Here is a 25,354-nt window from a genome sequence, read left to right on the forward strand (position 1 = left end):
CGCGGTACGCCAGGTCAGCCGCGGCCCCGCGGCGTGCGAGGCTTCCGGCCCGGCTGACTGTGTTCGTCAAGGCTCGCCGCTGCGACGACATGTTCAGGGTGTTACACGCCCGTTGCACAAGGAACCCTCCATGTCGAAGCACTGGAACATCGACGCTGCCCGTCATACCTACGCCGTCCCGCACTGGGGCGACGGCTACGTCGACATCAATGACGCCGGTCATATCGTGATGCGTCCCAAGGGCGCCACCGGTCCGGCACTGTCGCTGCCGGTGATCGTGGATCGCGCCCGCGCCGAAGGCCTGCGCCTGCCCTTGCTCGTGCGCTTTCCCGACATCCTCGCCGATCGTCTGAAGCGCTTGCAGGATGCCTTCGCCAAGGCCATCGGCGAATGGAATTACACCGGCGGCTATACGGCCGTCTATCCGATCAAGGTGAACCAGCAGCGCGGCGTGGCCGGCGAGCTGGTGGCCGCGGGCGAACACGGCTTCGGCCTGGAAGCCGGCTCCAAGCCCGAGCTGATGGCGGTGCTGGCGATGGCGCGCCCGGGCAGCATCGTGATCTGCAATGGCTACAAGGATCGCGAATACATCCGCCTCGCGCTGATCGGCCGCAAGCTCGGCCTGCGCGTGCACATCGTGATCGAAAAACTTTCCGAACTCGACCACGTGTTCACCGAGGCGAAGGCGCTCAACGTCGAGCCGCTGCTCGGCGTGCGCGTGCGACTGGCCTCCATCGGCGCCGGCAAGTGGCAGAACACCGGCGGCGACAAGGGCAAGTTCGGCCTCTCGCCCAGCCAGGTGCTCACCCTGGTGGAGCGCCTGGACCAGGCCAATCTGAAGCACACGCTGAAGCTGCAGCACTTCCACATGGGCTCGCAGATTTCCAATGTGCGCGACATCGCCAACGGCATGCGCGAAGCCACGCGCTACTTCGTGGAATTGAAGCGTATGGGCGTGCCGCTGGACATCGTCGACGTCGGCGGCGGCCTGGGCGTGGATTACGAAGGCTCGCGTTCGCGCAGCCACAACTCGATCAATTACTCCATCGAGCAGTACGCCTCCACCATCGTGCAGTCGCTGGCCGAAGCGGTATCGGAAGAAAACCTGCCCGCGCCGCACATCATCACCGAGGCCGGTCGTGCGATGACCGCGCATCACGCCGTGATGGTGGTCAACGTGACCGAAGTGGAACCGGTGCCCGAGGGCAATATCCCCGAAGCGCACGACCACGAACCGGCCGTGCTGCGCCGCCTGCGCGAAACCTGGGCCGAGCTCGATACACGCCCCGCGCTGGAACTGTTCCATGAAGCCCAGCATCACCTCGCCGAAGGCCAGGCGCTGTACGCGCTGGGCCAGCTGAACCTGGAACACCGCGCGCATCTGGACGACATGTATTACGCCATCGCCAATGCGGTGCGCACGCGACTGCTGCCCGCCGAGCGCTCGCACCGCCAGGCCATGGACGAACTCGACGAGAAGCTGGTCGACAAATACTTCGCCAATTTCTCGGTGTTCGAATCGGTGCCGGACATCTGGGCCATCGACCAGATCTTCCCGATCGCGCCGATCGCGCGACTGGACGAGGAACCCACGCGTCGCGGCGTGATCGTCGATCTCACCTGCGATTCCGACGGCCGCATCGATGACTACGTCGATGCCGAAGGCGTGGACGTGAGCCTGCCGCTGCATGCCCTGAAAGAAGACGAGAGCTATCGCCTGGGCATCTTCATGGTCGGTGCGTACCAGGAGACGCTGGGCGACATCCATAATCTGTTTGGCGACACCGATGCGGTGAACGTGCGCGTCGACGGCGATTCGTATGTTTTCGCGCACAAGCGTCGCGGTGACACCACCGACCTGATGCTCGACTACGTCGGCTACGACCTTGAAGCCCTGCGTCGCAGCTACCGCGAACGCATTGCGGCCGCGGGTGTCGATGGCGATGCGGCAGAGCAGCTGTTTGTCACATTGAATGAAGGTCTCACCGGCTATACCTATCTGTCGGAAGGTGTGCGTTGAGACAGTAAAACGCAGAGCACTCCACGTTCGTCATCCCTGCGAAAGCAGGGATGACGAACGGGAAAACCTGCGTTTCAACTTGTCCATTCGTCGCATGGATACGCGCCCCTGAGCTGTGACAGCCTGTGCCGTTGTACGGCACGGGCCACAACCCGATTCCGTTTCTGCTTTCCCCGTTCCCCATCGACAGGAGTGGTTATGGCAAGTCTCGACGGCAAGGTGGCACTCATCACTGGCGCGGCCAGTGGGCTCGGCAAGGCAATCGCCGAGCTTTACGCGAAGAACGGTGCGGCGGTCGCCATCGCCGACATCAATCAGCAAGCGGCCGACGCAGCGGCCAACGAGATCAATGCGGCCGGCGGCAAGGCCATCGGCATTGCGATGGACGTGACCAACGAAGACGCCGTCAACGCCGGCACCGACAAGGTGGTCGCGCAGTTTGGTCATCTCGATATCCTCATCTCCAATGCCGGCGTGCAGATCATCAATCCGATCGAGCAGTTCGCCTTCGCCGACTGGAAGAAGATGCTGGCCATCCATCTCGATGGCGGCTTCCTCACCACCAAGGCCGCGCTCAAGCACATGTACAAGGACGACCGCGGCGGCACCGTGATCTACATGGGCTCGGTGCATTCGCACGAAGCCTCCAAGCTCAAGTCCGCCTACGTCACCGCCAAGCACGGCCTGCTTGGCCTGGCGCGCACGCTGGCGAAGGAAGGCGCCGCACACAATGTGCGCTCGCATGTGATCTGCCCGGGCTTCGTGCGCACGCCGCTGGTGGAAAAGCAGATCCCCGAGCAGGCCAAGGAGCTGGGCATCAGCGAAGACGAGGTGATCAAGAACGTGATGCTCAAGGACACCGTCGACGGCGTCTTCACCACGGTGGAAGACATCGCCCAGACCGCGCTGTATCTGGCCAGCTTCCCGTCGGCCGCGCTGACGGGACAATCGATCGTGGTCAGCCACGGCTGGTACATGCAGTAATCGCGGTGAGCCGCCCGGTTGCGCCGGGCGGCCGCCAATGCAGTGGGTCGATACCGCGCCACGCGCAGCCAGGAGCGGCGCGTGCGCGGTCTGTCCGGAGCCTCGCCATGAAGATTGCCGACGTGAAAGCCAATGCTTTCGCCATGCCCTTGACCAGTCCCGCGTTTCCCGTGGGTCCGTATCGTTTCGTCAATCGCGAATTCCTGGTCATCACCTATCGCACCGATCTCGACGCCTTGCGCGCCGTGGTGCCCGAGCCGCTCGAAGTCACCGAGCCGCTGGTCAAGTACGAATTCATCCGCATGCCCGATTCCACCGGTTTCGGCGACTACACCGAATCGGGCCAGGTGATTCCCGTCAGCTTCCAGGGTCAACATGGCGGCTACGTGCATTCGATGTACTTGAACGACCATCCGCCGATTGCCGGCGGGCGCGAGCTGTGGGGCTTTCCGAAAAAGCTGGCCAGTCCGCAGCTGGACACCGAGATCGACACCCTGGTCGGCACGCTGGACTACGGCAAGGTGCGCGTGGCCAAGGCCACCATGGGTTTCAAGCACCGCGAGGCGGATCATCAGGCGGTGCTGGCCTCGTTGGCGGCGCCCAACTATCTGCTTAAGATCATCCCGCACGTGGACGGCACGCCGCGCATCTGCGAACTGGTCCGCTACTTCACCACCAACGTGACGCTCAAGGGCGCCTGGACCGGGCCCGGATCGCTGGAGCTGCACCCGCATGCGCTGGCGCCGGTGGCCGACCTGCCGGTGTTGAAGGTGGAGTCGGCCCTGCATTTCATCACGGACCTGACGCTCGACCTGGGCACCGTGGTGCACGATTATCTGGCCGAGTGAGTCGAGGCTGATCCGTATGGACGTCCGAAAGAAAACCGCGAGCGACAAGACCGCCGCGCTCAACCTGTTGCAAAAGCATCACCAGAAGTACCAGACGATCGCGCTGGTGCTGCAGGGTGGCGGCGCGCTGGGCGCCTACCAGGCCGGTGTCTATGAGGCCCTGGACCAGGCCGGCCTGCATCCGAACTGGGTGGCCGGCATTTCCATTGGCGCGTTGAACGCAGCGATCATTGCCGGCAATGCGCCGGAACAACGGGTGGAACGCCTGCGCGAGTTCTGGGAAAGCATCACCCGACCGCCGCTGTTTCCCGCCTGGATCACGCCGCCGATGGATCCGGCCGCCTGGGAGCTCCCCTGGCAGAACGGCCTGAGTGGTTTGGCCGCACTGCGCGCATTGACCGAGGGACAGCCCGGCTTCTTCACGCCGCGCCCGTTTCCCTTGATGCCATGGCGAGCCTCGCCCACCTCGGCGAGCTGGTACGACACCGCGCCGTTGAAGACCACGCTGGAACGCCTGGTCGATTTCGACCGCATCAATCACAAGACCTCGATGCGCGTCTCGGTGGGCGCGGTCAACATACGCACCGGCAATTTCGCGTATTTTGACAACACCGAAGGGAGCCTGCGCGTCGAGCACTTCATGGCCTCGGGTGCGCTGCCGCCCGGGTTCCCCGCCATCGAAGTCGACGGTGAGTTCTACTGGGATGGCGGCATGGTCTCCAACACGCCGCTGTACAAAGTGCTGTCCGACCCGGCCTGCCGCGACTCGCTGGTGTTCCAGGTGGATCTGTGGAGTGCCCGCGGCGAGCTGCCGCGCGACCTTGCCGAAGTCACCACACGTTCGAAGGACATCCAGTATTCCAGCCGCACCCGCCTGATCACCGAATACATGGCGCAGCGCCAGCGCCAGCAGCGCATACTTCACGATCTGATGAAGCTGGTGCCGGAAGACCAGCGCAACCATCTCGCCTACAAACAGGCCGAGGTCCACGCCAGTGGTGCGCTGATCAACTTGTTCCACCTCATCTACCGCAACAAGCCGTACGAAGGGCATTACAAGGATTACGAGTTCAGCGTCGACAGCATGCGCCAGCACTGGACCAGCGGCATGGATGACATGCAGTGCACGCTGGACGAACCGGAGTGGTTCGAACGACCGACGCCCGAACATCCCTTCATCACCCACGACGTACACTGCGAAGATTGAAAACCCGGGAACACATATGAGTCTCAAGGCAGCATTCATCGGACTCGGCGCCATGGGCACGCCGATGGCCGGTCATCTCAAAGCCCGCGGCCTGCTTCACGCCGTCGCCAGCCGCACGCAGGCCAACGCGGATGCGGTGGCCAAGGACCTTGGCGTGCTCGCGCCGACGCTGGCGGAGATCGCTGCGCAGTGCGACGTGATCGCGCTGTGCGTCACCGCCGATGCCGACGTGCTCGCCACCGTCGATGCACTCGCGCCGCATCTGAAGAAGGGCGCGATCGTGGTGGATCACTCCACCGTGGCGCCCGATACCGCCAAGCAGGCCGCTGCCAAGATTGCCGCCGTCGGCGCTTACTTCCTTGACGCGCCGGTATCGGGCGGCGTGGAAGGCGCGAAGAACGGCAAGCTCTCCGTGATGGTGGGCGGCGACGCCGACGTGCTCGAACGCGCACGCCCGGTGCTGGAAGCGTACGCCTTGCGCGTCACCCACCTGGGCGACGTCGGCGCCGGCCAGGCCACCAAGGCGGTGAATCAGGTACTCGTGGCAGGCATCGCCCAGGGCGTCTGCGAAGGCCTCGCGCTGGCCGAGGCGCTCGGTCTGGATCCCGAACGTCTGCTGCCCACGCTAGGCGCGGGCGCGGCCGGCAACTGGTTCCTCGAAAAGCGCGGCGCCACCATGCTGCGCAATGAGTTCAGCGTCGGCTTCAAACTGGGTCTGCTGCACAAGGACCTGGGCATCGTCCGCGGCATCGCCGAGAAAGCCGGCACCAACCGCAGCGTAATCGAACGCTCGCTCGCCGACTATGCCGAGCTGATGAAGCAAGGCCACGGCGATGACGATATCTCCGGTTTGATCAGGCTCAAGCGCAAGGGCTGATTAGGACGACTGTGGGAGCGCACCCTGTGCGCGACGGCGTCGCGTTGTATCGAGGCCGTCGCGCACAGGATGCGCTCCCACAATTACGCGCACAAAAAAGCCGCGCATCGCGCGGCCTTTTTTTGTGGCTGCGTTGCGAGACGAGGCTTACTTGCCTTCCTTCAGCGCAATCGCATTGATCCCCGCAGACGACAAACGCTGCTTGGCCGATTCCAGTTCGGTGGCCGAATGGAACGGGCCCAGGCGCACACGGTTGTAGGTCTGGCCGTTGACGTTCACCGGCGACACGTTGGCGACGAAGCCTTGCATAGCGAGCTTGGCCTTCAGCGTTTCGGCATCGGACGGGCTGGGGAAGGCGCCGACCTGCAGCAGGTAGCCGCTGGCGGCAGGTGCAGCGGCTGCCGCAGTCGGCGCGGGTGCCGGTGCATGCACGGCCGATTCCGGCGCGGGCGTGATGGCTTCGGCGACGGCGGCCGGGCCGGGCGCCGGCTTCTGCGCGGCGGCCTGGGCCTGCTGCTGGGCTGCCGCCTGCTGGGCCGCTTGCTGCTTCTGCTCGGCCTTGGCCTGCGCGCTGATTACTGCATCGGGGATGCGCACTTCCTTCTCCGACAACACCGAGTAGAAGTCGTATTGCGGCTTCTTCGCGGCGGGCGCGGTATCGGTGGCCGAGGTGGATTCCGTGCCGGCGGCGCCGGCATCGCTGCCGCGCTGCGCGGTGGCCTGGGCGTTGGGTTGCGGGCCATCGCCGGCGCGCGGCGCCATCGGCAGATGGCCGCGCATGGCGAACATCAGCACGGCACCGATCAGAATGCCGATGACCGCCCAACCCCAGCCCGGCATGCCACCGCTGTTGTTGCGGACGGCCTGTCGACCTTTGCCCTTGCGTGCTGCCATTTACATCTTCTCCGGGGCACTGAGTCCCAGCAAATCCAAACCGTTGCGTATGACCTGGCGCGTGGCGAGCACCAGCGTGATGCGCGCGTTGCGCAGCTCGGCGTCGTCCACGATCCACTTGTGCTCGTGATAGTAACTGTGAAGCGAGCCGGCGAGTTCGCGCAGGTATTGCGCGATCAGGTGCGGTTCCAGATTGGCCGCTGCCGCCTCAACCACTTCGGCGTAGCGCGACAGCTCGGTGAACAGTGCCTGCTCGTGCTCGGTGTCCAGCCGCGACAGCTGGGCAATGGCCGCCTTCGTGTCCACCGCCGGCAGACCGCGCTCGGCCAACTCCTCCAGCACGCGGCAGACGCGGGCATGGGCGTACTGGATGTAATAGACCGGATTGTCGTTGCTCTGCGAGCGGGCCAAGTCGATGTCGAACACCAGCTGCGAATCGGCCTTGCGCGCGATCAGGAAGTAGCGGGTCGCGTCGCGGCCGGCTTCCTCGATGAGATCGCGCAGGGTGAGGTAGCTGCCGGCGCGCTTGGAGAGTTTCACCTCTTCGCCGCCACGCATCACCGTCACCATCTGGTACAGCACGTAGTTCGGATAACCCTTGGGAATGCCGGTATCCAGCGCCTGCAGGCCCGCCTTCACGCGCGCCAGCGAGCCGTGATGATCGGACCCGAGCACGGTCACCGCGTTCACGTAACCGCGCTGCCACTTGGTCATGTGGTAGGCCACGTCCGGCACGAAATACGTATAGGTGCCGTCGGACTTGCGCATCACGCGGTCCTTGTCGTCACCGTAGTCGGTGGAGCGCAGCCACAGGGCGCCGCCTTCCTCGTAGGTGTGGCCGTGGGCGACCAGCTCGCGCACGGTCTCGTCCACCTTGCCGTCGTTGTAGAGCGAGGACTCGAGGTAGTACACGTCAAAGCCGACGCCGAAAGCCGCCAGGTCCAGGTTCTGCTCGCGGCGCAGGTAGGCCACCGCAAAGTGGCGGATCGCTTCCAGATCGTCGGGGTTCCTGGCGCCGGTGACCGCATGGCCTTCCACTTCGACGGTGTCGCCGTTGAGGTAGGACTGCGCTACGTCGGCGATGTAGTCGCCGCGGTAGCCGTCTTCCGGCCAGCCGGCGTCGTCCGGCGTCAGGCCGCGCACGCGCGCCTGGGTCGACACGGCCAGATTGTGGATCTGCACGCCGGCGTCGTTGTAGTAGAACTCGCGCCTCACCTTCCAACCGGTGGCGTCGAGCACGCGGGCGATGCAGTCACCCAGCACCGCGTTGCGGCCGTGACCGACGTGCAGCGGGCCGGTCGGGTTGGCCGAGACGAATTCCACGCCAGCCGTCACGCCCTTGCCGGTGCTGCTGCGGCCGTAGGCGTTGCCCTCGGCGAGCACCTGGCCCACTTCAGCGTGGTAGGCGCCGGGCGCGAGGAAGAAGTTGATGAAGCCGGGGCCGGCAATCTCCACCTTGCCCACCAGCCCATTGGCCGGCAGCGCCGCCACCAGCTTCTCGGCCAGCTCGCGCGGCTTGGCGCGCGCCGGCTTGGCCAGCAGCATCGCCGCGTTGGCGGCAAAGTCACCATGATCGCGGCTGCGCGTACGCTCGATCACGAAGTGGGGCACTTCGAGCTCGGCGGGCAGGGTGGCGTCATTCTGCAGGGTACGAATGGCCTGCAGCAGCAGTTCGCGCAGCTGTTCTTTCACGGTAAGTGTCTGACGGCGATGGAACCCCTAATCCTATCAGACCAGGACCGGTCGAACCGGCTCCTGTGTGGCGTGCGGGCGTGCTGCGATGCAGTGGGGAAGTCTGTGGATAACTCTGTGGGGAATATCCGTTGCCGCTAGAGCCATCGCACGGTTTTCCCGACGGAAATGTCACCGTCACAAAAAATATCCAACTAAATCAGGTGACTGCAGTGCACTTCTGCGGACCTCAAGAGAATGTGAACGGAAAGTGCCGTCTCAGCCCAAATGTGCATAAGTCACAGGACCCATGGTCCGTGCCGGCCTCGTGCATTTGTCACGATCCACGTCACGACGCTGTCATGCGGCAGCGCCACACTATCTCTCGTCCCCCAGGCACCTCCCCGCCGACGGGGGCAGGAGCACGCCGTTACTCTCCTTTCTCCCCACAAGACGGCCATACGGCGCGGATCTCCCCCCGCGCCGTTGTTTTTTTGAGCGTCAGAAAGTGCCGATCGATGTCAGCGCGCTGTCACCGCGGCTAGATCAGCCCCAGCATCGCCATTGACACCGGCTCGCCGCTACCGATCACCAGATGATCGAGCACCCGCACGCCGACCAGCTCGAGGGCGTCCCGCAGTTGCCGGGTGATGGTGCGATCGGCCGCGCTCGGTTCGGCCACGCCGCTGGGATGGTTGTGGGCCAGGATCACGGCCGACGCGTTGTGGCGCAGACAGGCCCGCACCACCTCCCGTGGATGCACGTTGGCGCTGTCGACGGTGCCGCGGAAAAGTTCTTCGAAGGCGAGCACACGGTGGCGGTTGTCCAGGAACAGGCAGCCAAACACCTCGTAGGGCAGGTAGCGCAGCTTGGCGCTGAGGTAGCTGCCGCTTTCGCGCGGGTTGCCGAGCGGACGGCGATCGGTGAGCTGTTCGGCCAGCGTGCGCCGCGCCAGTTCGAGGGCCGCGATCAGGCGGGCGCGCTTGGCCGGGCCGATGCCGCGCAGGCGCAGCGTGTCACCCGGATCGCTGAGCAGGGCAGCCAGGCCTCCGCTGACGACCAGCAGTTCGCGGGCCAGCGCAATGGCATCCTTGCCGACCACCCCGCTGCCCAGCAGCACGGCGATCAGTTCGGCATCGGAGAGGGCGCCGCAGCCGCGCGCCAGCAGTTTTTCTCGTGGGCGTTCGCCCTCGGGCCATTGATGGATGCTCATCGGAACAGCCTGCCGACCGATGCTAAGCGTGCCCATCGGCGTGCGGCGGAGCGCACGTGGGCATGCGTGCCGACGAAGAGTCAGTTTGTCGGCGGAAACCGGGCCGCGAATTCACCGCTCAGCCAGTCGATAAAGACCCGCACGCGCGGCGAGAGCTGACGGTTCTGCGGATACAGCACGTAGACCGGCGACGGCGTGGGCGGGCATCGCGCCAGCACTTCCACCAGGGTGCCGCGGGCAAGGTCGTCCTGGACGCGATAGCAGGGCACCTGGATCAGGCCCAGCCCAAGGCGGGCCGTGGCCACATACATTTCCGCGCCCGCCACGCTCACGGCATGGGGCAACAGGCATTCGCGCACGCTGCCCTCCACGCAAAACTCCAGCGGCAGTGCGCTACCGGAAGCGGAGGAGACGAAGGCCACCATCTGGTGTCCCTCCAGATCATCCGGCGATGTCGGCGTGCCATGGCGTTCCAGATAGGCCGGGCTCGCATAGGTGCCTTCCACCAGAGAAGCGATCTGCCGGCCGATCATGCTGCTGTCGGTGGGTTTGCCCACGCGCAGCACGCAATCGACGCCTTCGCGGACCAGGTCGACGTAGCGGTCGCCCTCGCCGATGCGCAGCTGGATGCCGGGATAACGCGCCAGAAACCCGGGCAGCCCGGGCAGCATGAAATGGCGGGCCAGCACGCTGTGCACGTCCACCCGCAACAGGCCGCTGGGCCGCGCTCCGGTGAAGGCGGCCTCGGCCTCCTCGATCTCGGCCAGGATGCTCAGGCAGCGCTGGTAATAGGCCTCGCCGTCCAGGGTGGCCCGCACCTGTCGGGTGGTGCGCTCCAGCAGCCGCACACCCAGCCGGGCTTCCAGGCGCTTGACCACTTCGGTGACGGTGGAGCGCGGCAGTTCCAGATCCTGCGCGGCCAAGGTGAAGCTGCGGCGCTCCACGATGCGGGCGAACAGGCGCATGGCATCGACCTTATCCACTGTTCGCTCTATCCGAATGATGATGACGGATTTAAGCAGATTATCCGGCGGACGGAAAAGACCATCCTTTGCTCACCCCGACAAACGGTCGGCCCCTCCCAAAGGATGCTCCCCATGTCTGCACACAATTCCAAAGTTGCCATTGTCACTGGCGCCTCCCGCGGTATCGGCGCAGCGGTCGCCGAACGTCTGGCTCGCGATGGCTTTACGGTGGTCATCAACTATGCCGGCGATGCCGCTGCCGCCGAGGCGCTGGCCCGCAAGATCGAAGGCGCCGGCGGCCACGCGCTGACCGCGCAAGCCGACGTGGCCGACCCGGTGGCGGTGCGCCGGATGTTCGACGCGGCCGAAACCGCGTTCGGCGGCGTCGACGTGCTGGTCAACAACGCCGGCATCATGCAGCTGGCGCCAATCAGCGATACCGACGACGAGTTGTTCGATCGCACCATCGCGATCAACCTCAAGGGCAGCTTCAACACGCTGCGCGAAGCAGGCAAACGCCTGCGCCAGGGTGGCCGCATCGTCAACTTCTCCACCAGCGTGGTCGGCCTCAACTTCCCCAACTACGGCGTCTACGTGGCCACCAAGGCCGCGGTGGAATCGATGACGCACGTGCTGTCCAAGGAGCTGCGCGGCCGCGCCATCACGGTCAATGCGGTGGCGCCGGGCCCGACGGCCACCGACTTGTTCCTCAAGGGCAAGACGCAGGAACAGATCGACCAGCTCGCCAAGGCCGCGCCGCTGGAGCGCCTGGGCACGCCCGATGACATCGCCAGCGTCGTGTCCTTCCTCGCCGGCCCCGACGGCAGCTGGGTCAACGGCCAGGTGCTGCGCGCCAACGGCGGCCTCGTCTGATTCCACTTACCCGCATCGCCACGCGATGCCTTTCTGGAGAACGCATCATGAAGTACGTCATTGTCATCACCGGCGCTTCCAGCGGCTTCGGCCTGATGAGCGCCCGCGCACTGGCCCATGCCGGTCACACCGTCTACGCCGGCATGCGCGAAACGGCCGGCCGCAATGCGGACCGCGTGGCCGACATGCAGCGCTATGCACAGGAACAAGGGGTGGACTTGCGTGCCATCGAAATGGACGTGGCCTCGCAACCGTCGGTGGATGCCGCTATCGCCCAGATCGTGGCCGAGCATCGGCAACTGGATGTGGTGATCCACAATGCGGGGCACATGTCCTACGGTCCGGCCGAAGCCTTCCTGCCGGAACAGTTCGCCCAGCTCTACGACACCAATGTGCTGAGCACGCAGCGCGTCAACCGCGCGGCCCTGCCGCAGTTGCGCAAGCAAGGGCGCGGGCTGGTGGTGTGGGTGTCCTCCAGCAGCGTGCGCGGCGGCACGCCGCCGTACCTGGCGCCGTACTTTGCCGCCAAGGCAGGTATGGATTCGCTGGCGGTGAGCTATGCCGGCGAGCTGGCGCGCTGGGGCATCGAGACCTCCATCGTGGTGCCTGGCGCCTTCACCAAGGGCACCAACCACTTCGCCCATGCCGGTGCGCCGGCGGATGTGTCGGTTGCCAAGATCTACGCGGAAGGTCCGACCCGCGATTTCAGCGAAGTGGCCTTCAAGGGACTGGCCTCGCTGGAACCCGCCGATGCCGATCCCGAAGCGGTCGCCCGGGCCATCGTCGAGGTGGTGGATAAGCCTTTCGGCAAGCGCCCGTTCCGCGTGCACATCGATCCGTCGGAGGATGGCGCCGAGATCGTCAACGGCGTGGCCGATCGTGTCCGTGCGGAGCTGCTGCGCCGCATCGGTCTGGACGACATCCTTCATCCGCGCGTGACGGCCTGAGCGCAAGGCGGGCGGTCATGAGCCGCCCGCCTCACTTTTACCGAGCAGGACGAATGATTCCGGTAAGCTACCGCCCCAAACGGTAGTCAGGCCCAATCACATGAGTCTTGCCCAACGCCGCATCCTGCTGGGCGTGTCCGGCGGCATCGCTGCCTATAAATCCTGCGAACTGGTCCGTCGCCTGGGCGACCTCGACGCCGTGGTGCGCGTGGTGATGACCGAAAACGCTGCCCACTTCGTCAGTGCCACGACGTTCCAGGCGCTGTCCGGCCGGCCGGTGCGCACCAGTCTGTGGGACGCCGAAGCCGAAGCGGCGATGGGTCATATCGAGCTCGCCCGCTGGGCGGAGCGCATCATCATCGCGCCGGCGAGTGCCGATCTGATCGCGCGTCTCGCCCACGGCATGGCGAACGACCTGCTCACCACCGTCTGCCTGGCCAGCGCCGCGCCGCTCTATGTCGCGCCCGCCATGAACCAACAGATGTGGGCGCATCCGGCAGTGCAGGCCAATGTGGACATCCTGCGCCAGCGTGGCGTGCATATCCTCGGACCAGCATCGGGCGACCAGGCCTGCGGCGATATCGGTTCGGGCCGCATGCTCGAACCCCTGGAGCTGCGCGAAGCCATCGTCGCCTCCTTCGGCGCACAGGTTCTGCGCGGGTTGAAGGTGGTGGTGAGTGCCGGCCCCACCTATGAAGACATCGATCCGGTACGTTTCATCGGCAACCGCAGTTCCGGCCGCATGGGTTTTGCCGTCGCCGAAGCGGCCGCGCAAGCCGGCGCCCAGGTCACCCTGGTGGCCGGCCCGGTGAGCATGGCGACGCCGCCGGGGATGGCGAGCCGCATCGATGTGCGCAGCGCCGCCCAGATGCGCGATGCGGTGGTGGCTGCCTGTGCCGGCGCGGACATCTATATCGCCGCCGCCGCGGTGGGTGATTACCGACCGGCCGAAGTGGCCGATCACAAGCTGAAAAAGCACGACGGCGCGCCGCTGGAACTGCGTCTGGCCGAGAATCCGGACATCCTCGCCACGCTGGCTGCGCAAACCGTGCGCCCCTTCTTGGTCGGATTCGCCGCGGAAACGCATGATGTGGAGCGATACGCGCAAGACAAACTCAAGCGCAAAGGATTGGACATGATTGCCGCCAACCAGGTGGGCGGTGGCCTCGGATTCGAAGCCGCCGACAATGCCCTCACACTCTATGGTCCCGACGGGGCCATCGAATTGCCGCGTGCGTCCAAGACCGAACTGGCACGTCAGCTGGTGGCGAAAGTGGCCGAGCGTTACCGGGCGGTGCGCCAGTGACGGGTGGCATCGGCGTCGACGTCGAGCTGAAGATCCTCGATCCGCGCCTGGGCGATGCCATTCCCCTGCCGCAGGCCGCCACCATCGGCAGCGCCGGCATGGACCTGCGTGCCGCCATCGAGGCGCCGCTGACCCTGCAGCCGGGCGAAAGCGTGCTGGTGCCCAGCGGCATGGCCATCCATATCGGCGATCCGGGCTGGTGTGCGCTGATCGTGCCGCGTTCGGGGCTGGGACATAAACACGGTCTGGTGATGGGCAACCTGGTGGGCGTGATCGATGCCGATTACCAGGGCCCGTTGATGATTTCCTGCTGGAACCGCGGCACGCAGCCCTACACCATCGAGGTGGGCGATCGCATCGCCCAGCTGCTGCTGGTGCCGGTGGCGCAGGCGCGGTTGAAGGTGGTGCAGGAGTTTGCGCCGTCGCAGCGGGGCGAGGGCGGGTTCGGTTCGACCGGAGTCAACTGAGTGCAAAGTGGTGCGGGCGCTTGCGTCCGCATGGGAAGCGACCAGATAGCCTGTGCGGGGACAGGACATGGCCAACATCTTCAACGTCGGTAGCCGAAGTTTCGCCGGATCTGTCGACGGGCGACGGCTGCTGCCGTTCGCCGCGGGTACCTTGCTGGTGCTCGCTGGCCTGTTCTGCCTCTGGCAGACCTGGCAGATCTTCGACGAAGGCAACGCGATCGAGCGTGTGCACGCCGCCCAGAAGCAGGCCGCGGATGCGCTGGCGGCGGATATCGCCAGCGAGCGCGGGCACGTGGAAGCCGCGGTGCACTCGCTGGATCCGGCCAGCATCGTGGCCGATCCAGCCCAGGCCGCCACCGAACTGCGTCACCTCCTGCCCCAGGCACTGGCGGTGGATGTCTATAGCGGTGGCCTCGACGAGGTGCTGCACGCGAACTATCGAGTGTTCGGCTACGGCAAGGCGGCGCAGCTGATGGCGGCGCAGACTGCGGACGGCAAGCCGTTGGCGCAGACGGTCCCGGATGCCAAGGGCACCCGCGTGCTTGCCTTGGTGGTCCCGGTGGGACCGGCGGCGCATCCGCAGGCGTGGACTTGGGTGGCGCTGCCGTTCACGACGCTGCAGGAGCGCTTTGCATCCATTCCCACCGCGGGTGGACGACTGGAACTGCGCCAGGGTGATGACCGCGGTGATCTGCGCCTGCTCGCTTCCGGCAACAGCGCGGCCGAACGTGAAGCGAACGGCGCACCCGTCGAGGGGAGCACCTTCAGCGTTCTCGCGGCCCTGCCTTCGGCGTTTATCGTGTTGCCGCGCGTGTGGCCGCTGGCGGCCCTGCTCGGGCTACTGTGCCTGGCCGCCGGCATCTATTTGATCTGGATGCGCAATCGACTCGGCACTCGCCGCGTCCGCATCGACACAACAGAGCCGGTGCTGTCGGATCTGCTGGAAGCCGAGCAGGCCGCGGAAGCGCCTGTGGCACCCGCTCGCATCGCCGCTCCCAAGCCTGCCCAGCCCGCGCCAGTCACTGTCGATCCGGCGATCTTCCGCGCCTACGACGTGCGCGGCGTGGTCGGCAAGTCGCTGACCAAGGAAGTGGCCCGTCTGCTTGGCCAGGCCATCGGCACGGTCATGCACGAGAAGGGTCTGCCGGAAATCGTGGTGGGTCGCGATGGACGTCTGTCGGGTCCTGAACTGGCGAGCGCCTTGTGCGACGGTTTGCGCGAGGCGGGCATCGACGTCATCGAGCTGGGCGCCGTGCCGACGCCGGTCGTTTATTACGCCGCCTACCGCTTCAATACGGGGTGTGGCGTGGCCGTGACGGGCAGCCACAACCCGCCCGACTACAACGGCTTCAAGATCGTGGTCGGTGGCGAGACCTTGTCCGAAGGCGCCATCCAGGATCTCTATCAGCGCATCGTCGGCAACCAGCTGGAGCGCGGCGGCAGGGGCAATCTGCGCCATGTCGACGTGATCCCCGACTACATCGACCGCATCACCTCCGACGTGCAGGCCGAGCGCCGCCTCAAGGTGGTCATCGACAGCGGCAACGGCATTGCCGGTGCGGTGGCGCCGCAGGTGCTGGAAGGCATCGGCTGCGAGGTCATTCCGCTCTACTGCGATGTCGACGGCACGTTCCCCAATCATCATCCCGACCCGTCCGATCCGCACAACCTGGAAGACCTGATCTTCGCGGTGAAGCAGACCGGTGCGGATCTGGGCATCGCCTTCGATGGCGACGGCGACCGTCTGGGCGTGGTCACCAAGGATGGCGAGATCATTTTCCCCGATCGCACGCTGATGCTGTTTGCACGCGACGTGCTGTCCCGCCAGCCCGGCGCGACGGTCATCTACGACGTGAAGTGCACGGGCCATCTCAAGGGCGTGATCCTGGATGCCGGCGGCAGTCCGATGATGTGGCGCAGCGGCCATTCGCTGATCAAGGCCAAGATGCGCGATACCGGGGCGGAACTGGCCGGCGAAATGAGCGGCCACTTCTTCTTCAAGGAGCGCTGGTACGGTTTTGACGACGGCATTTATGCCGGCGCGCGCCTGATGGAGATCCTTGCCGGCGATCTGGAAGAGCGCACGCCGGAGGAATTGTTCGCCACCTGCCCCAAGGGCGTGTCCACGCCGGAACTGAAGGTGGAGCTGGCCGAAGGCGAGAACTACCGCTTCATCGAAGCCTTCCGCCAGAAGGCATCGATGGGCGACGCCACGCTCACCACCATCGACGGGGTGCGCGCGGACTGGTCCGACGGCTGGGGCCTGGTACGTGCTTCCAATACGACGCCGACCCTGGTGCTGCGTTTCGACGCGGACAACGAGGCCGCGCTGGCACGTATCAAGAAGACTTTCCGTTCCCAGCTGCTGGCGGTCGATCCGTCGCTGAAGCTGCCGTTCTAAACCAAGAGCCCCGGCATGACCGGGGCTCTCTTCCTATCTGAAGTGGGCGTTTACTCGCCCTTGGCCTCGGCAGCCTTGAGTTCGCGGTAGTGCACCAGATCCTGTGCGTTCTTCTGGACCTGCGCATCGCGGGCGCCCTGCTGACGTTCCAGCGTGTCGCGCTGATGCGCCACGACATCGCGCTGCTTGGTAATGCCGTCGCCAAGATATTTGGGCACCGGCTGCTTGGCGCGCTCAAGATCGCCCGCGCGGGTCAACAAATCGGTCAGCGCTTTTTCCTGGCTACGCAGATTGGAGCGCGTGGTGGCGATCTGCTGGTCCATGCTGTCCAGGTTTTCCTGCTGCAATGCCTTGTAGGCCGCCTCGGTGGGATAGGCGGCGAGCATCTGCGCATCGTTGCGCTTGCGCTGTTCGGCGGCGCGATCCACCGCCGCCTGCTGCTCGGCCACCTTTTGTGCCGCGGCGCGCTCCTCCGGACTGAGCTGGCGGTCGACGTGCTGCACCACCAGGCCGCGATCGTTCACCAACTCATAGCCAAACTTCATGGCATCGGCCGTCAGGCTGTCGCTGTAGTGCGGCAGCCCGGCCGCGTCCTTCCATCGATACCGATAGGTTGGCGCCTTGGTTTGTGCACAGACGACGGTAGTCAGCGCGAGCAACGCGATGACGAAAGCTGTTTTACGCATGGAATTCCCCCTTGTGGGCGGAAGTATAGCGGGCGACATCGTGACACCATGACGTTGGCACGATGTCGCTGCATGCGGTGTGACCGGCTTCGCCAACCGCTGCCGATTCAGGCATTTACACCGTAGCGTTCGCGATAGGACACCAGCCGGGCGTGCTCGGCTGCCAGGTCCGGGCGACCGCCGGCATAGGACAGCACATCGCCGAGACTGGTGATGGCGATCACCGGGATGCCGTAGTCGGCAGTGACTTCCTGGGCCGCAGACAGTTCGCCCTGACCGCGCTCCTGCCGGTCCAGCGCGATCAGCACGCCCGCCGGCGTGGCGCCCTGCGCGCGGATCAGCGCCAGCGATTCGCGCACGGCGGTGCCGGCCGTCATCACATCGTCCACGATCAGCACGCGCCCCTTCAGCGGTGCGCCCACCAGCACGCCGCCTTCGCCGTGATCCTTGGCTTCCTTGCGGTTGTACGCCCAGGGCAGGTCGCGGCCATGCTGATCGGCCAGCGCGATCGCCGTGGCGGCGGCCAGCGCAATGCCCTTGTAGGCAGGCCCAAACAGCATGTCCACTTCGATGCCTGAATTCACCACCGCGGCGGCGTAGGCACGGCCCAGCTGGGCCAGCGCCGCGCCCGAATCGATGCGGCCCATATTGAAGAAATACGGGCTCTGGCGGCCGGACTTCAGGGTGAACTCGCCGAAACGCAGCACGTCGCGCTGCAGGGTGAGTTCGATGAATTCGCGCTGGTAGTCGTGCACGGCAACTTTCTCTCGTTCGAAATTAAAGGGGCAGGGCGCCCAGCATCACGTGCTGCGGCCCGGAACGCCCGCCATGGTACAGCCCCCCGGTCTCCCGGAAGCCGGCACGCCGATACAGTGCAAGCGCCGATGTGTTGCGGACGTTGACGGTCAGCACGACGTTGCGCGCGCCCGGATGGCGATGTGCGAGGTCGCGCATCACCGCAGCCAGCGCGAGCGTGCCCAGGCCCTGGCCCTGCCAGCGGGCGTCGATGAAGAACGAGCGCAGCCCCAGGGTGGGCTTCTCGAAATCCATGTCCGCGATGCTGCGGGGCTTCTTCTCAATGCGATAGAAGCCGATCGGCTCGTCGTCGCACAGGATGGCCATGGCCTCGCTGTCTTCGCACAGCATCGCGTCGGCCAGCGACACGGCAATGGGCCCAACGAAATCGCGCTGCGGCTCGTGCACGTGAAGCTGCAGCAACGTCGGGTAGCGCGTGGCGTCGGCAGGCACGACGCGGATATCGGGACGATCGGACATGGTTGCTATGATGGCGCATCCCTCGCCAGCCCGGGCCCCTTACATGCGCATCATCAGTCTCAACGCCAACGGCATCCGTTCCGCCGGTACCAAGGGCGTGTTCGAATGGCTACGCCAGCAGAAGGCCGACGTGGTCTGCCTGCAGGAGACCAAGGCGCAGGAAGACCAGCTTTCCGATGCCATGTTCCGTCCCGACGGCCACCATTGCTTCTATCGCGATGCGAGCAGCAAGAAGGGCTACAGCGGCGTGGCCATCTACGCCAAGCGCGAACCCGATGCGGTGCTCACCGAGCTGGGCTGGGACGCCTTCGACAACGAAGGTCGCTACATCGAGGCGCGCTTCGGCAACCTGAGCGTCGTGTCCTTGTACGTGCCATCGGGTTCGTCGGGCGAGGAACGCCAGCAGTTCAAGTTCAAGGCGATGGAATGGATCTCGCCAATCTTCGCCAAATGGATGAAGAGCGGCCGCGACTACGTGCTGTGCGGCGACTGGAACATCGTGCGCAGCGAGCTGGACATCAAGAACTGGAAGTCCAACCAGAAGAATTCCGGCTGCCTGCCCGAAGAACGCGCGTGGCTCAACGACCTGGTCGACAAGCACGGCTGGGTCGACAGCTACCGCACCCTGCATCCCAAGGGCGAGGACTATACGTGGTGGTCCAACCGAGGCAACGCGCGCGCCAACAACGTGGGTTGGCGCATCGACTACCAGATCGTCACGCCGTCCCTGCGTGATCGCCTGAGGCGTTGTTCGGTCTATCGCGACGAACGCTTCTCGGACCACGCGCCGTATACGGTCGACTATGCCGACTGAGGCCGTGCCGGCAGCACGCAAGCCGTCGGTCTGGCGTTCGTTCACGGAACCCGCGGCGTGGACGATGTGCCTGCTGGGGTTTTCCTCTGGGCTGCCGTTCCTGCTGGTGTCCGTGACGTTGTCGTTGTGGCTGAAGGAAAACGGCATCGCGCTGAAGAGCGTCACCATGATCGCCAGCGCAGGCATGACCTATGCGCTCAAGTTTCTATGGGCGCCACTGCTCGATCATTGGCGGCTTCCTCTGTTCACGCGGTTGGGATTGCGCCGGGGCTGGCTGCTGTTGGCGCAGCTGGGCGTGCTTTGCGGCCTGCTGCTGATGGCCGCGTTCACCCCGCAACAGCTCCAGCCCTTTGTATTGGCGACCTTGCTGGTGGCGTTCATGGGGGCGACCCAGGACATTGCCATCGATGCCTATCGCATCGAGATCGCGCCGCCTTCGGCCCAGGGCGCACTGGTGGCGACCTATGCGCTGGGCTACCGGCTGGGTCTGCTGCTAGGCGGCGCCGTCGCGCTGATCTTGGCCGATCACATCCCATGGCCCTGGATCTACGTGGCCATGGCGGTGGCGATGGTGTTGCCGATCGTCACCACGCTCTTCATGCGTGAACCGACCGTCGCCCGTTCGACGCCGCCTGGTTGGCGCATGGCGATGCGCGAGGGCGTGATCGATCCGTTCACCGATTTTTTCCGCCGTTACAGCTGGGTCGTCGCCGGGCTCACGCTGTTGTTCATCCTGATTTTCAAGCTGCCTGAACAGTCCATCGGCACGATCTTCAATCCCTTCATGCGCGACATGGGTTTCAGCAAGACCGAAATCGGCGCTGTAACCAAGATCTACGGAGTCTGGATCGGCATCGCCGGCGCGTTCGTCGGCGGTGCGGCCGTGGCGCGCTGGGGAGCCTGGCGGACTTTGGGCGCGTGCATCGTGCTGGGCGCCTGCAGCAACCTGCTTTACCTGATGCTGCTGGGAAACCAGGGGAATCTGGCGGTACTGACCATGGCGATCTCCGGACAGAACTTCGCCGAAGGCATGCTCGGCCCGCCGACCGTCGCCTTTCTCTCGCTGTTGGTGAATCGCCAGCACACGGCCACGCAATATGCGTTGCTCAGCTCCCTGGTAAACCTTCCCGGGAAAGTGCTGGGCTTTTTTGCCGGTGGCCTGGTCGCCGTCATCGGGTATGGCGGGTACTTCGCCATTACGGTGGTGTCGATGCTCCCGGCGATGCTGTTGTTCGCCATCCTGTGGCCGCGCTACAGCAAGGATCGCCCCGGCGATCCGGCGCCCGCCCGGTAAGAACCCAGGATGTGAATCAGCCAAGCGGTCGATAGTCTCGCCCCTAAGCCTGTGACAAGATCAAGTCACAGGGGGCTTATGACTGTCGGAGGAAGCGTCCGTGCCGGACCTCGTCATACGCCATATCGACAACCTCATGGCCGAGCGCATCAAGACGCTCGCCAAGGAAAGGCAGTGGTCGATCAATGACGTGGTGCTTCACGCACTGCGCCATGGCCTTGGCATGGCCTCATCGAATGTATTTGCGGAAACCATGCTCGATCCGGGCGACCTGACCACCCTGGGCGGTCAGTGGGACGCCAAGGAAAAGGCCGCCTTCCAGGAAGCCGTGCAGGCGCTCTCCCGCGCACCGACGGCAGCGCTGGCGCAGGCACACAACGTCTTGGGCGACGGCAGCTTTTGATCAGCGCGGTGCGGGATAGACCGCACCGAGCACGCGCGGTCCCCGTGCGCCGGTGACCGCGGGAAGATTACCCGGCAACCCCAGCAGGCGTTGACGCGCAAGCCACGCAAACGCCGTGGCTTCCAGATAGTCCGGATCCACGCCGTGCACGGCGGTGCTCGCCAGCGTGCGCGTTCCCAGCAACTGTCCCAGCCGCTGCATCAGCACGGCGTTGTGCACGCCACCGCCGCACGCCAGCACATCGATGGCCGCTGGCGCATGGCGCTCGATGGCCTCCGCGATGCTGCGGGCGGAGAGTTCCAGCAGCGTGGCCTGCACATCGGCAGCTGCCAGCGCCGCCACGCCGGCATGCTGTTCCAGCCAGGCCAGATGAAAGTGTTCGCGTCCGGTGCTCTTGGGTGGCGGCAAGGCGAAATAAGGATCGGCCATCAGCGCGCCGAGCAGCGCCTTGTCTACCTGACCCGACGCGGCAAATGCTCCGTTGGCGTCGTAGGCCGCGCCGCGATGGCGCAGATGCCAGGCGTCCATCAGTCCATTGGCCGGGCCGGTATCGAAACCAAACACCTTGCCAGCCGGATCGAGCACGGTGATGTTGGCGATACCGCCCAGATTGAGCACCACGCGCACGCCGTCAGCACGTCCCAGCAGCATCGCGTGGACCGCAGGCAGCAGCGGCGCGCCCTGGCCGCCGGCGGCCACGTCGGCGCGGCGGAAGTCGGCCACCACATCGATGCCGCAGCGTTCGGCGATCACCGAGGGATCGCCCGCCTGGAGCGTAAAAGGAAACTCGCCGGCCGGGCGATGCCGCAGGGTTTGTCCATGCGAACCGATGGCGCGAACCCGCGATGCATGCGCCGGGTTTCTCGCCAACAATTGGCGGGCGGCTTCGGCAAAGCATTGCCCGATCGCCACATCGAGGCGCCCGTAGGCATCCAGGTCCAGCCGTGTTTCGTCCTGGGCCACGGCCAGCAGGCGCGTGCGCAGATCCTCCGGCCAGGGATGCGCCAGCGCATCGACAAGCTGCGGCTTGTGGTCATCGAAACTCACCAGCGCGGCATCGATGCCATCAGCGCTGGTGCCCGAGATCAGGCCAAGGTAAAGCGCCGTCGCGTCATCCACGGGGATCAGTCGTCGTTGCGCTTGGTGCCGCTGGCCTTGGCCAGCTTCATGTTGGCGTCCAGCGTCTTCAGGCGGGCCAGCTGCGGCTGCACCACCTGCGACTTGAACTTGGCCATCTGTACGCCCGGCAGCGGTTCCGGCTTGGGCAGGGTCACCTTCTGCGGATCGCGCTGCACGTTGTTGACGCGGAATTCGTAGTGCAGATGCGGGCCAGTGGCCAGGCCGGTCATGCCCACATAGCCGATCACTTCGCCCTGGCCCACGTGCTGGCCGACCTTTTCATTGGCGAACTTGGACATGTGGCCGTAGGCCGTGCTGATCGAGCCGTTGTGCTGCACGATCACGAAATTGCCGTAACCGTTCATCCAGCCCTTGAACTTGATCACGCCATCGCCGGCCGCGTGGATCGGCGTACCGGTAGGCGCGGCATAGTCCACGCCCTGGTGGGCGCGCATCAGGCCGAGGACGGGATGCATGCGCGCCGCGCTGAACTGCGAGGAGATGCGGGTGAAATCCACCGGAATGCGCAGGAACGACTTCTGGATCGGGCGGCCGTCTTCGCTGAACCAGCCGTAGCTGCCGTCTTCCTTCTTGAAGCGGTAGGCGGTGTAGCGCTCGCCCTGATTCACGAACTCCGCCGCCACGATGTCGCCTTCATGCAGATAGGCGCCGTCGCGGTACACGTCGTCGTAGATCACCGTGAAGCTGTCGCCTTCGCGCAGGTCCTGCACGAAGTCGATGTCGTATTTGAACAGCTCGGCCAGCTTGAGCACCATCTGGTTGCTCATGCCTGCCTTGGAGCCGGCGGCGAACAGCGAGCTGTCGATGCTGCCATGGGCCACGTGCTCGCGGTGTTCCACTTCGCGCGCCTGCGCGGTGACCGTGGCCTTGTCGCCGTCGAAGCGCATGGTGGTGCGGTTGGACTCGTCCTTGTCGAAGCGGATGCCCTTGAGGCTGCCGTCACTGTCGAGCAGAAAGTCGAATTCCTGGCCGGGGCTGATGTGATGCAGCGCCTTGGCATCGCCCGACTGGTCCACCACATGCTGTACGTCGGTCAGGCTCAGGCCCTGGCTCTGGAACAGATCGGACAAGGTCTGGCCGGGCTGCACCTGCACAATGTGCCAATCTTCCACGGTCGGGGCCTGCTGGGCCGCGACCGGGGCCACCTTGGGCAGCTCCAGCGGCAGCACGGCGTGCGCGGTCGAAATGGTGTCCGGGCGCATGGCGCTGGCCCAGGCGGGAATCAGGAAGCCGGAAACGGCGGTAATAAGGAGGGCGGTGCCGGCGAGGATCCAGCGCTCGCGATGCCAGCGGATGGGCTCGGCCTCACCGTGACAACCAAAGGACCAATGGGCACACCGCTCGTAAAAATGAGAGTGACGCTGCTGCGCCTTTCGACGCATAGCCTGTTTGCGCGCAGCGCGCGCGGTCTCGTTTCTCTCACCCATGCCCGGTGTTCCCCAGGTACTACATTTCTAATTGCCGCGTACCATAGCGGCCCTGTGTAAAGGGCGTCAACGCCTTTTCCTTCAATGGGTTGCGATAACTTTTCGGTTAACGCACACTTAACGGGACCGCCCGGAAAGCTATGCTTTACGGTGCCGCCCAGACAACGAAAATTTGAGGAATACATGAACGAGCTTGAGCAGGCGCTGGCCACCATCGCGCGCGGCGCCGACGAAATCATCAAGCAGGAAGAGCTGGTCGCACGCCTGAAGCTCGGTCGTCCCCTGCGCATCAAGGCCGGCTTCGATCCGACCGCGCCTGACCTGCACCTTGGCCACACGGTGCTGCTCAACAAGATGCGCCAGTTCCAGGACCTGGGGCACCAGGTCATTTTCCTGATCGGCGACTTCACCGGCATGATCGGCGATCCGACCGGCAAGAACGTCACGCGCAAGCCGCTTTCCCGCGAGGACGTGCTGGCCAACGCGCAGACCTACGCCGACCAGGTCTATAAGGTGCTGGACAAGGAGCGCACCGAGCTGCGCTTCAATTCCGAGTGGTTTGGCCAGATGTCCGCTGCCGACATGATCAAGCTGGCCGCCCAGCACACCGTGGCCCGGATGCTCGAGCGCGACGACTTCTCCAAGCGCTTCGCCGGCCAGCAGCCGATCGCCATCCACGAATTCCTCTATCCGCTAGTGCAGGGCTATGACTCGGTCGCACTTAAATGCGACGTCGAGCTCGGTGGCACGGACCAGAAGTTCAATCTCCTGATGGGCCGCGCGCTGCAGGAGCATCACGGCCAGCCGCCGCAGATCGTGCTCACCATGCCGCTGCTGGAGGGCCTGGACGGCGTCAACAAGATGTCCAAGTCGCTGGGCAACTACATCGGCATCAATGAGCCGGCCATCGACATGGTCACCAAGACCCTGAAGATTGGCGATGAGCTGATGTGGCGCTGGTTCGAGCTGCTGAGCTTCGACACCTCGCTGGAAGACCTCAAGCGCATGAAGCACGAGGTGGAAACCGGGGTGCTCAACCCGCGTGACGCCAAGCTGCAATTGGCCCGCGAATTGGCCACGCGTTTCCATGGCGCGGCAGCTGCCGAACAGGCGATCGCCGGATGGCACGCCGTCGTGCGCGGTGAAGGCGACACCAGCCTGCTGCCGCTCACTGAAATTGCGGTGCCCGCAGAAGGTCTGCGTTTGCCTGCACTACTTACTGCGGCAGGCCTCACGCCAAGCAACGGCGAAGCGAATCGCAAACTCAAGGAACGCGCCGTGCGCATCGACGCCGAAGTGGTCGAAGACGCGCAACGCGTGTTTTTGCCGGGTTTTGAAGGGGTTTTGCAGATCGGCAAGCGCAACTTCGCTCGCGTGTTGTTGACGCTCGCATGAGTTGATCGCGATGACGCAACGTCATCGCGATGCGTCGATCCGCAGAGTTTCGCGTGAGAACAACGTCTTACGCGAAACATCAAAAAAATTTGAAAAATAATTTCAAAAATTGCTTGTCAAAGGTGGGGTGCCTGCCTATTATTCGCCTCCCCGCCGCTGGCAGCGTCTTCCACGGCAACAACGACAGCAAAAATTCTTCGCTGAAGGTGTTGACGGACAGGGAAAACGATGTAAGATGAGCGGCTCA

General features: G+C 64.9%; 23 protein-coding genes. 14 read left to right on the forward strand and 9 right to left on the reverse strand.

Annotation, left to right across the window (positions count from 1 at the left end; all coding sequences use genetic code 11):
* Positions 1-130 precede the first annotated feature (130 nt).
* The 5 genes from speA (at position 131) to Y882_RS11110 (ending at position 5,936) form a co-directional block, all read left to right on the forward strand.
* A complete protein-coding gene (gene speA / locus Y882_RS11090; protein ID WP_046971976.1) occupies positions 131-2,020 on the forward strand; it encodes a biosynthetic arginine decarboxylase in 1,890 nt (629 codons plus the stop codon).
* 198 nt (positions 2,021-2,218) lie between these two features.
* A complete protein-coding gene (locus Y882_RS11095; RefSeq protein ID WP_046971977.1) occupies positions 2,219-3,004 on the forward strand; it encodes a 3-hydroxybutyrate dehydrogenase in 786 nt (261 codons plus the stop codon).
* Between the two features lie 107 nt (positions 3,005-3,111).
* On the forward strand, positions 3,112-3,852 hold the full coding sequence (locus Y882_RS11100) for an acetoacetate decarboxylase (protein ID WP_046971978.1): 741 nt from the start codon (positions 3,112-3,114) through the stop codon (positions 3,850-3,852).
* 16 nt (positions 3,853-3,868) lie between these two features.
* The gene (locus tag Y882_RS11105) at positions 3,869-5,059 is read left to right on the forward strand and encodes a DUF3734 domain-containing protein (protein WP_046971979.1); all 1,191 of its coding nucleotides are present in this window, start codon (positions 3,869-3,871) and stop codon (positions 5,057-5,059) included.
* A 16-nt stretch (positions 5,060-5,075) separates the two neighbouring features.
* Positions 5,076-5,936: an NAD(P)-dependent oxidoreductase gene (locus Y882_RS11110; protein WP_046971980.1), complete on the forward strand. Its 861-nt coding sequence runs from the start codon at positions 5,076-5,078 to the stop codon at positions 5,934-5,936.
* A gap of 147 nt (positions 5,937-6,083) precedes the next feature.
* Here the strand turns inward: Y882_RS11110 and Y882_RS11115 are convergent, their stop codons facing one another.
* The 4 genes from Y882_RS11115 to Y882_RS11130 all read right to left on the reverse strand — a co-directional run bounded on the left by Y882_RS11115 (position 6,084) and on the right by Y882_RS11130 (position 10,697).
* Positions 6,084-6,830, reverse strand: a complete 747-nt coding sequence (locus Y882_RS11115; RefSeq protein WP_046971981.1) for an SPOR domain-containing protein — start codon at positions 6,828-6,830, stop codon at positions 6,084-6,086.
* Positions 6,831-8,522, reverse strand: a complete 1,692-nt coding sequence (gene argS / locus Y882_RS11120) for an arginine--tRNA ligase (RefSeq protein ID WP_046971982.1) — start codon at positions 8,520-8,522, stop codon at positions 6,831-6,833.
* Between the two features lie 520 nt (positions 8,523-9,042).
* A complete protein-coding gene (gene radC / locus Y882_RS11125) occupies positions 9,043-9,714 on the reverse strand; it encodes a RadC family protein (protein ID WP_046971983.1) in 672 nt (223 codons plus the stop codon).
* Between the two features lie 80 nt (positions 9,715-9,794).
* Positions 9,795-10,697, reverse strand: a complete 903-nt coding sequence (locus Y882_RS11130; protein ID WP_046971984.1) for a LysR family transcriptional regulator — start codon at positions 10,695-10,697, stop codon at positions 9,795-9,797.
* 114 nt (positions 10,698-10,811) lie between these two features.
* Between Y882_RS11130 and Y882_RS11135 the strand changes: the two genes are divergently transcribed.
* From Y882_RS11135 to Y882_RS11155, 5 genes are all read left to right on the forward strand, one after another.
* Positions 10,812-11,552, forward strand: coding sequence for an SDR family oxidoreductase (locus tag Y882_RS11135; RefSeq protein ID WP_046971985.1), 741 nt, complete (start codon positions 10,812-10,814; stop codon positions 11,550-11,552).
* Positions 11,553-11,599: 47 nt separating this feature from the next.
* On the forward strand, positions 11,600-12,499 hold the full coding sequence (locus tag Y882_RS11140; RefSeq protein ID WP_211259165.1) for an SDR family oxidoreductase: 900 nt from the start codon (positions 11,600-11,602) through the stop codon (positions 12,497-12,499).
* Positions 12,500-12,599: 100 nt separating this feature from the next.
* Positions 12,600-13,805: a bifunctional phosphopantothenoylcysteine decarboxylase/phosphopantothenate--cysteine ligase CoaBC gene (coaBC, locus tag Y882_RS11145; RefSeq protein ID WP_046971987.1), complete on the forward strand. Its 1,206-nt coding sequence runs from the start codon at positions 12,600-12,602 to the stop codon at positions 13,803-13,805.
* Positions 13,802-14,272 carry a dUTP diphosphatase gene (gene dut / locus Y882_RS11150; RefSeq protein ID WP_425479448.1) on the forward strand — a complete coding sequence of 157 codons (471 nt, stop codon included), beginning with the start codon at positions 13,802-13,804 and terminating at the stop codon, positions 14,270-14,272. The genes coaBC and dut overlap by 4 nt, the downstream gene beginning before the upstream one ends.
* Positions 14,273-14,339: 67 nt before the next feature.
* Complete coding sequence (locus Y882_RS11155) at positions 14,340-16,673, forward strand: phosphomannomutase/phosphoglucomutase (protein ID WP_046971988.1); 2,334 nt, start codon at positions 14,340-14,342, stop codon at positions 16,671-16,673.
* Between the two features lie 50 nt (positions 16,674-16,723).
* On the opposite strand, the gene Y882_RS11160 is transcribed toward Y882_RS11155, so the two are convergent.
* From Y882_RS11160 to Y882_RS11170, 3 genes are all read right to left on the reverse strand, one after another.
* On the reverse strand, positions 16,724-17,359 hold the full coding sequence (locus Y882_RS11160; RefSeq protein ID WP_046971989.1) for a DUF4124 domain-containing protein: 636 nt from the start codon (positions 17,357-17,359) through the stop codon (positions 16,724-16,726).
* A gap of 107 nt (positions 17,360-17,466) precedes the next feature.
* The gene (gene pyrE, locus Y882_RS11165) at positions 17,467-18,114 is read right to left on the reverse strand and encodes an orotate phosphoribosyltransferase (protein WP_046971990.1); all 648 of its coding nucleotides are present in this window, start codon (positions 18,112-18,114) and stop codon (positions 17,467-17,469) included.
* A 22-nt stretch (positions 18,115-18,136) separates the two neighbouring features.
* On the reverse strand, positions 18,137-18,634 hold the full coding sequence (locus Y882_RS11170) for a GNAT family N-acetyltransferase (RefSeq protein WP_046971991.1): 498 nt from the start codon (positions 18,632-18,634) through the stop codon (positions 18,137-18,139).
* 43 nt (positions 18,635-18,677) lie between these two features.
* Here Y882_RS11170 and Y882_RS11175 point away from each other — a divergent pair, with 43 nt between their 5' ends.
* The 3 genes from Y882_RS11175 to Y882_RS11185 all read left to right on the forward strand — a co-directional run bounded on the left by Y882_RS11175 (position 18,678) and on the right by Y882_RS11185 (position 21,145).
* Positions 18,678-19,448 (forward strand): exodeoxyribonuclease III, encoded by a 771-nt coding sequence (locus tag Y882_RS11175; protein WP_046971992.1) that lies wholly within the window; start codon positions 18,678-18,680, stop codon positions 19,446-19,448.
* A complete protein-coding gene (locus tag Y882_RS11180; RefSeq protein ID WP_244466323.1) occupies positions 19,438-20,742 on the forward strand; it encodes an AmpG family muropeptide MFS transporter in 1,305 nt (434 codons plus the stop codon). The genes Y882_RS11175 and Y882_RS11180 overlap by 11 nt, the downstream gene beginning before the upstream one ends.
* 100 nt (positions 20,743-20,842) lie before the next feature.
* Positions 20,843-21,145 carry a hypothetical protein gene (locus tag Y882_RS11185; RefSeq protein WP_046971993.1) on the forward strand — a complete coding sequence of 101 codons (303 nt, stop codon included), beginning with the start codon at positions 20,843-20,845 and terminating at the stop codon, positions 21,143-21,145.
* Here Y882_RS11185 and Y882_RS11190 read toward each other — a convergent pair whose 3' ends face one another.
* Positions 21,146-22,264, reverse strand: coding sequence for an anhydro-N-acetylmuramic acid kinase (locus Y882_RS11190; protein WP_046971994.1), 1,119 nt, complete (start codon positions 22,262-22,264; stop codon positions 21,146-21,148).
* A 5-nt stretch (positions 22,265-22,269) separates the two neighbouring features.
* A complete protein-coding gene (locus Y882_RS11195; RefSeq protein ID WP_046971995.1) occupies positions 22,270-23,712 on the reverse strand; it encodes an OapA family protein in 1,443 nt (480 codons plus the stop codon).
* Between the two features lie 183 nt (positions 23,713-23,895).
* Here Y882_RS11195 and tyrS point away from each other — a divergent pair, with 183 nt between their 5' ends.
* Positions 23,896-25,107, forward strand: coding sequence for a tyrosine--tRNA ligase (gene tyrS / locus Y882_RS11200; protein ID WP_046971996.1), 1,212 nt, complete (start codon positions 23,896-23,898; stop codon positions 25,105-25,107).
* Positions 25,108-25,354: the final 247 nt, after the last annotated feature.

It is taken from the genome of Dyella japonica DSM 16301 (assembly GCF_001010355.1).
Lineage (GTDB): Bacteria > Pseudomonadota > Gammaproteobacteria > Xanthomonadales > Rhodanobacteraceae > Dyella > Dyella japonica.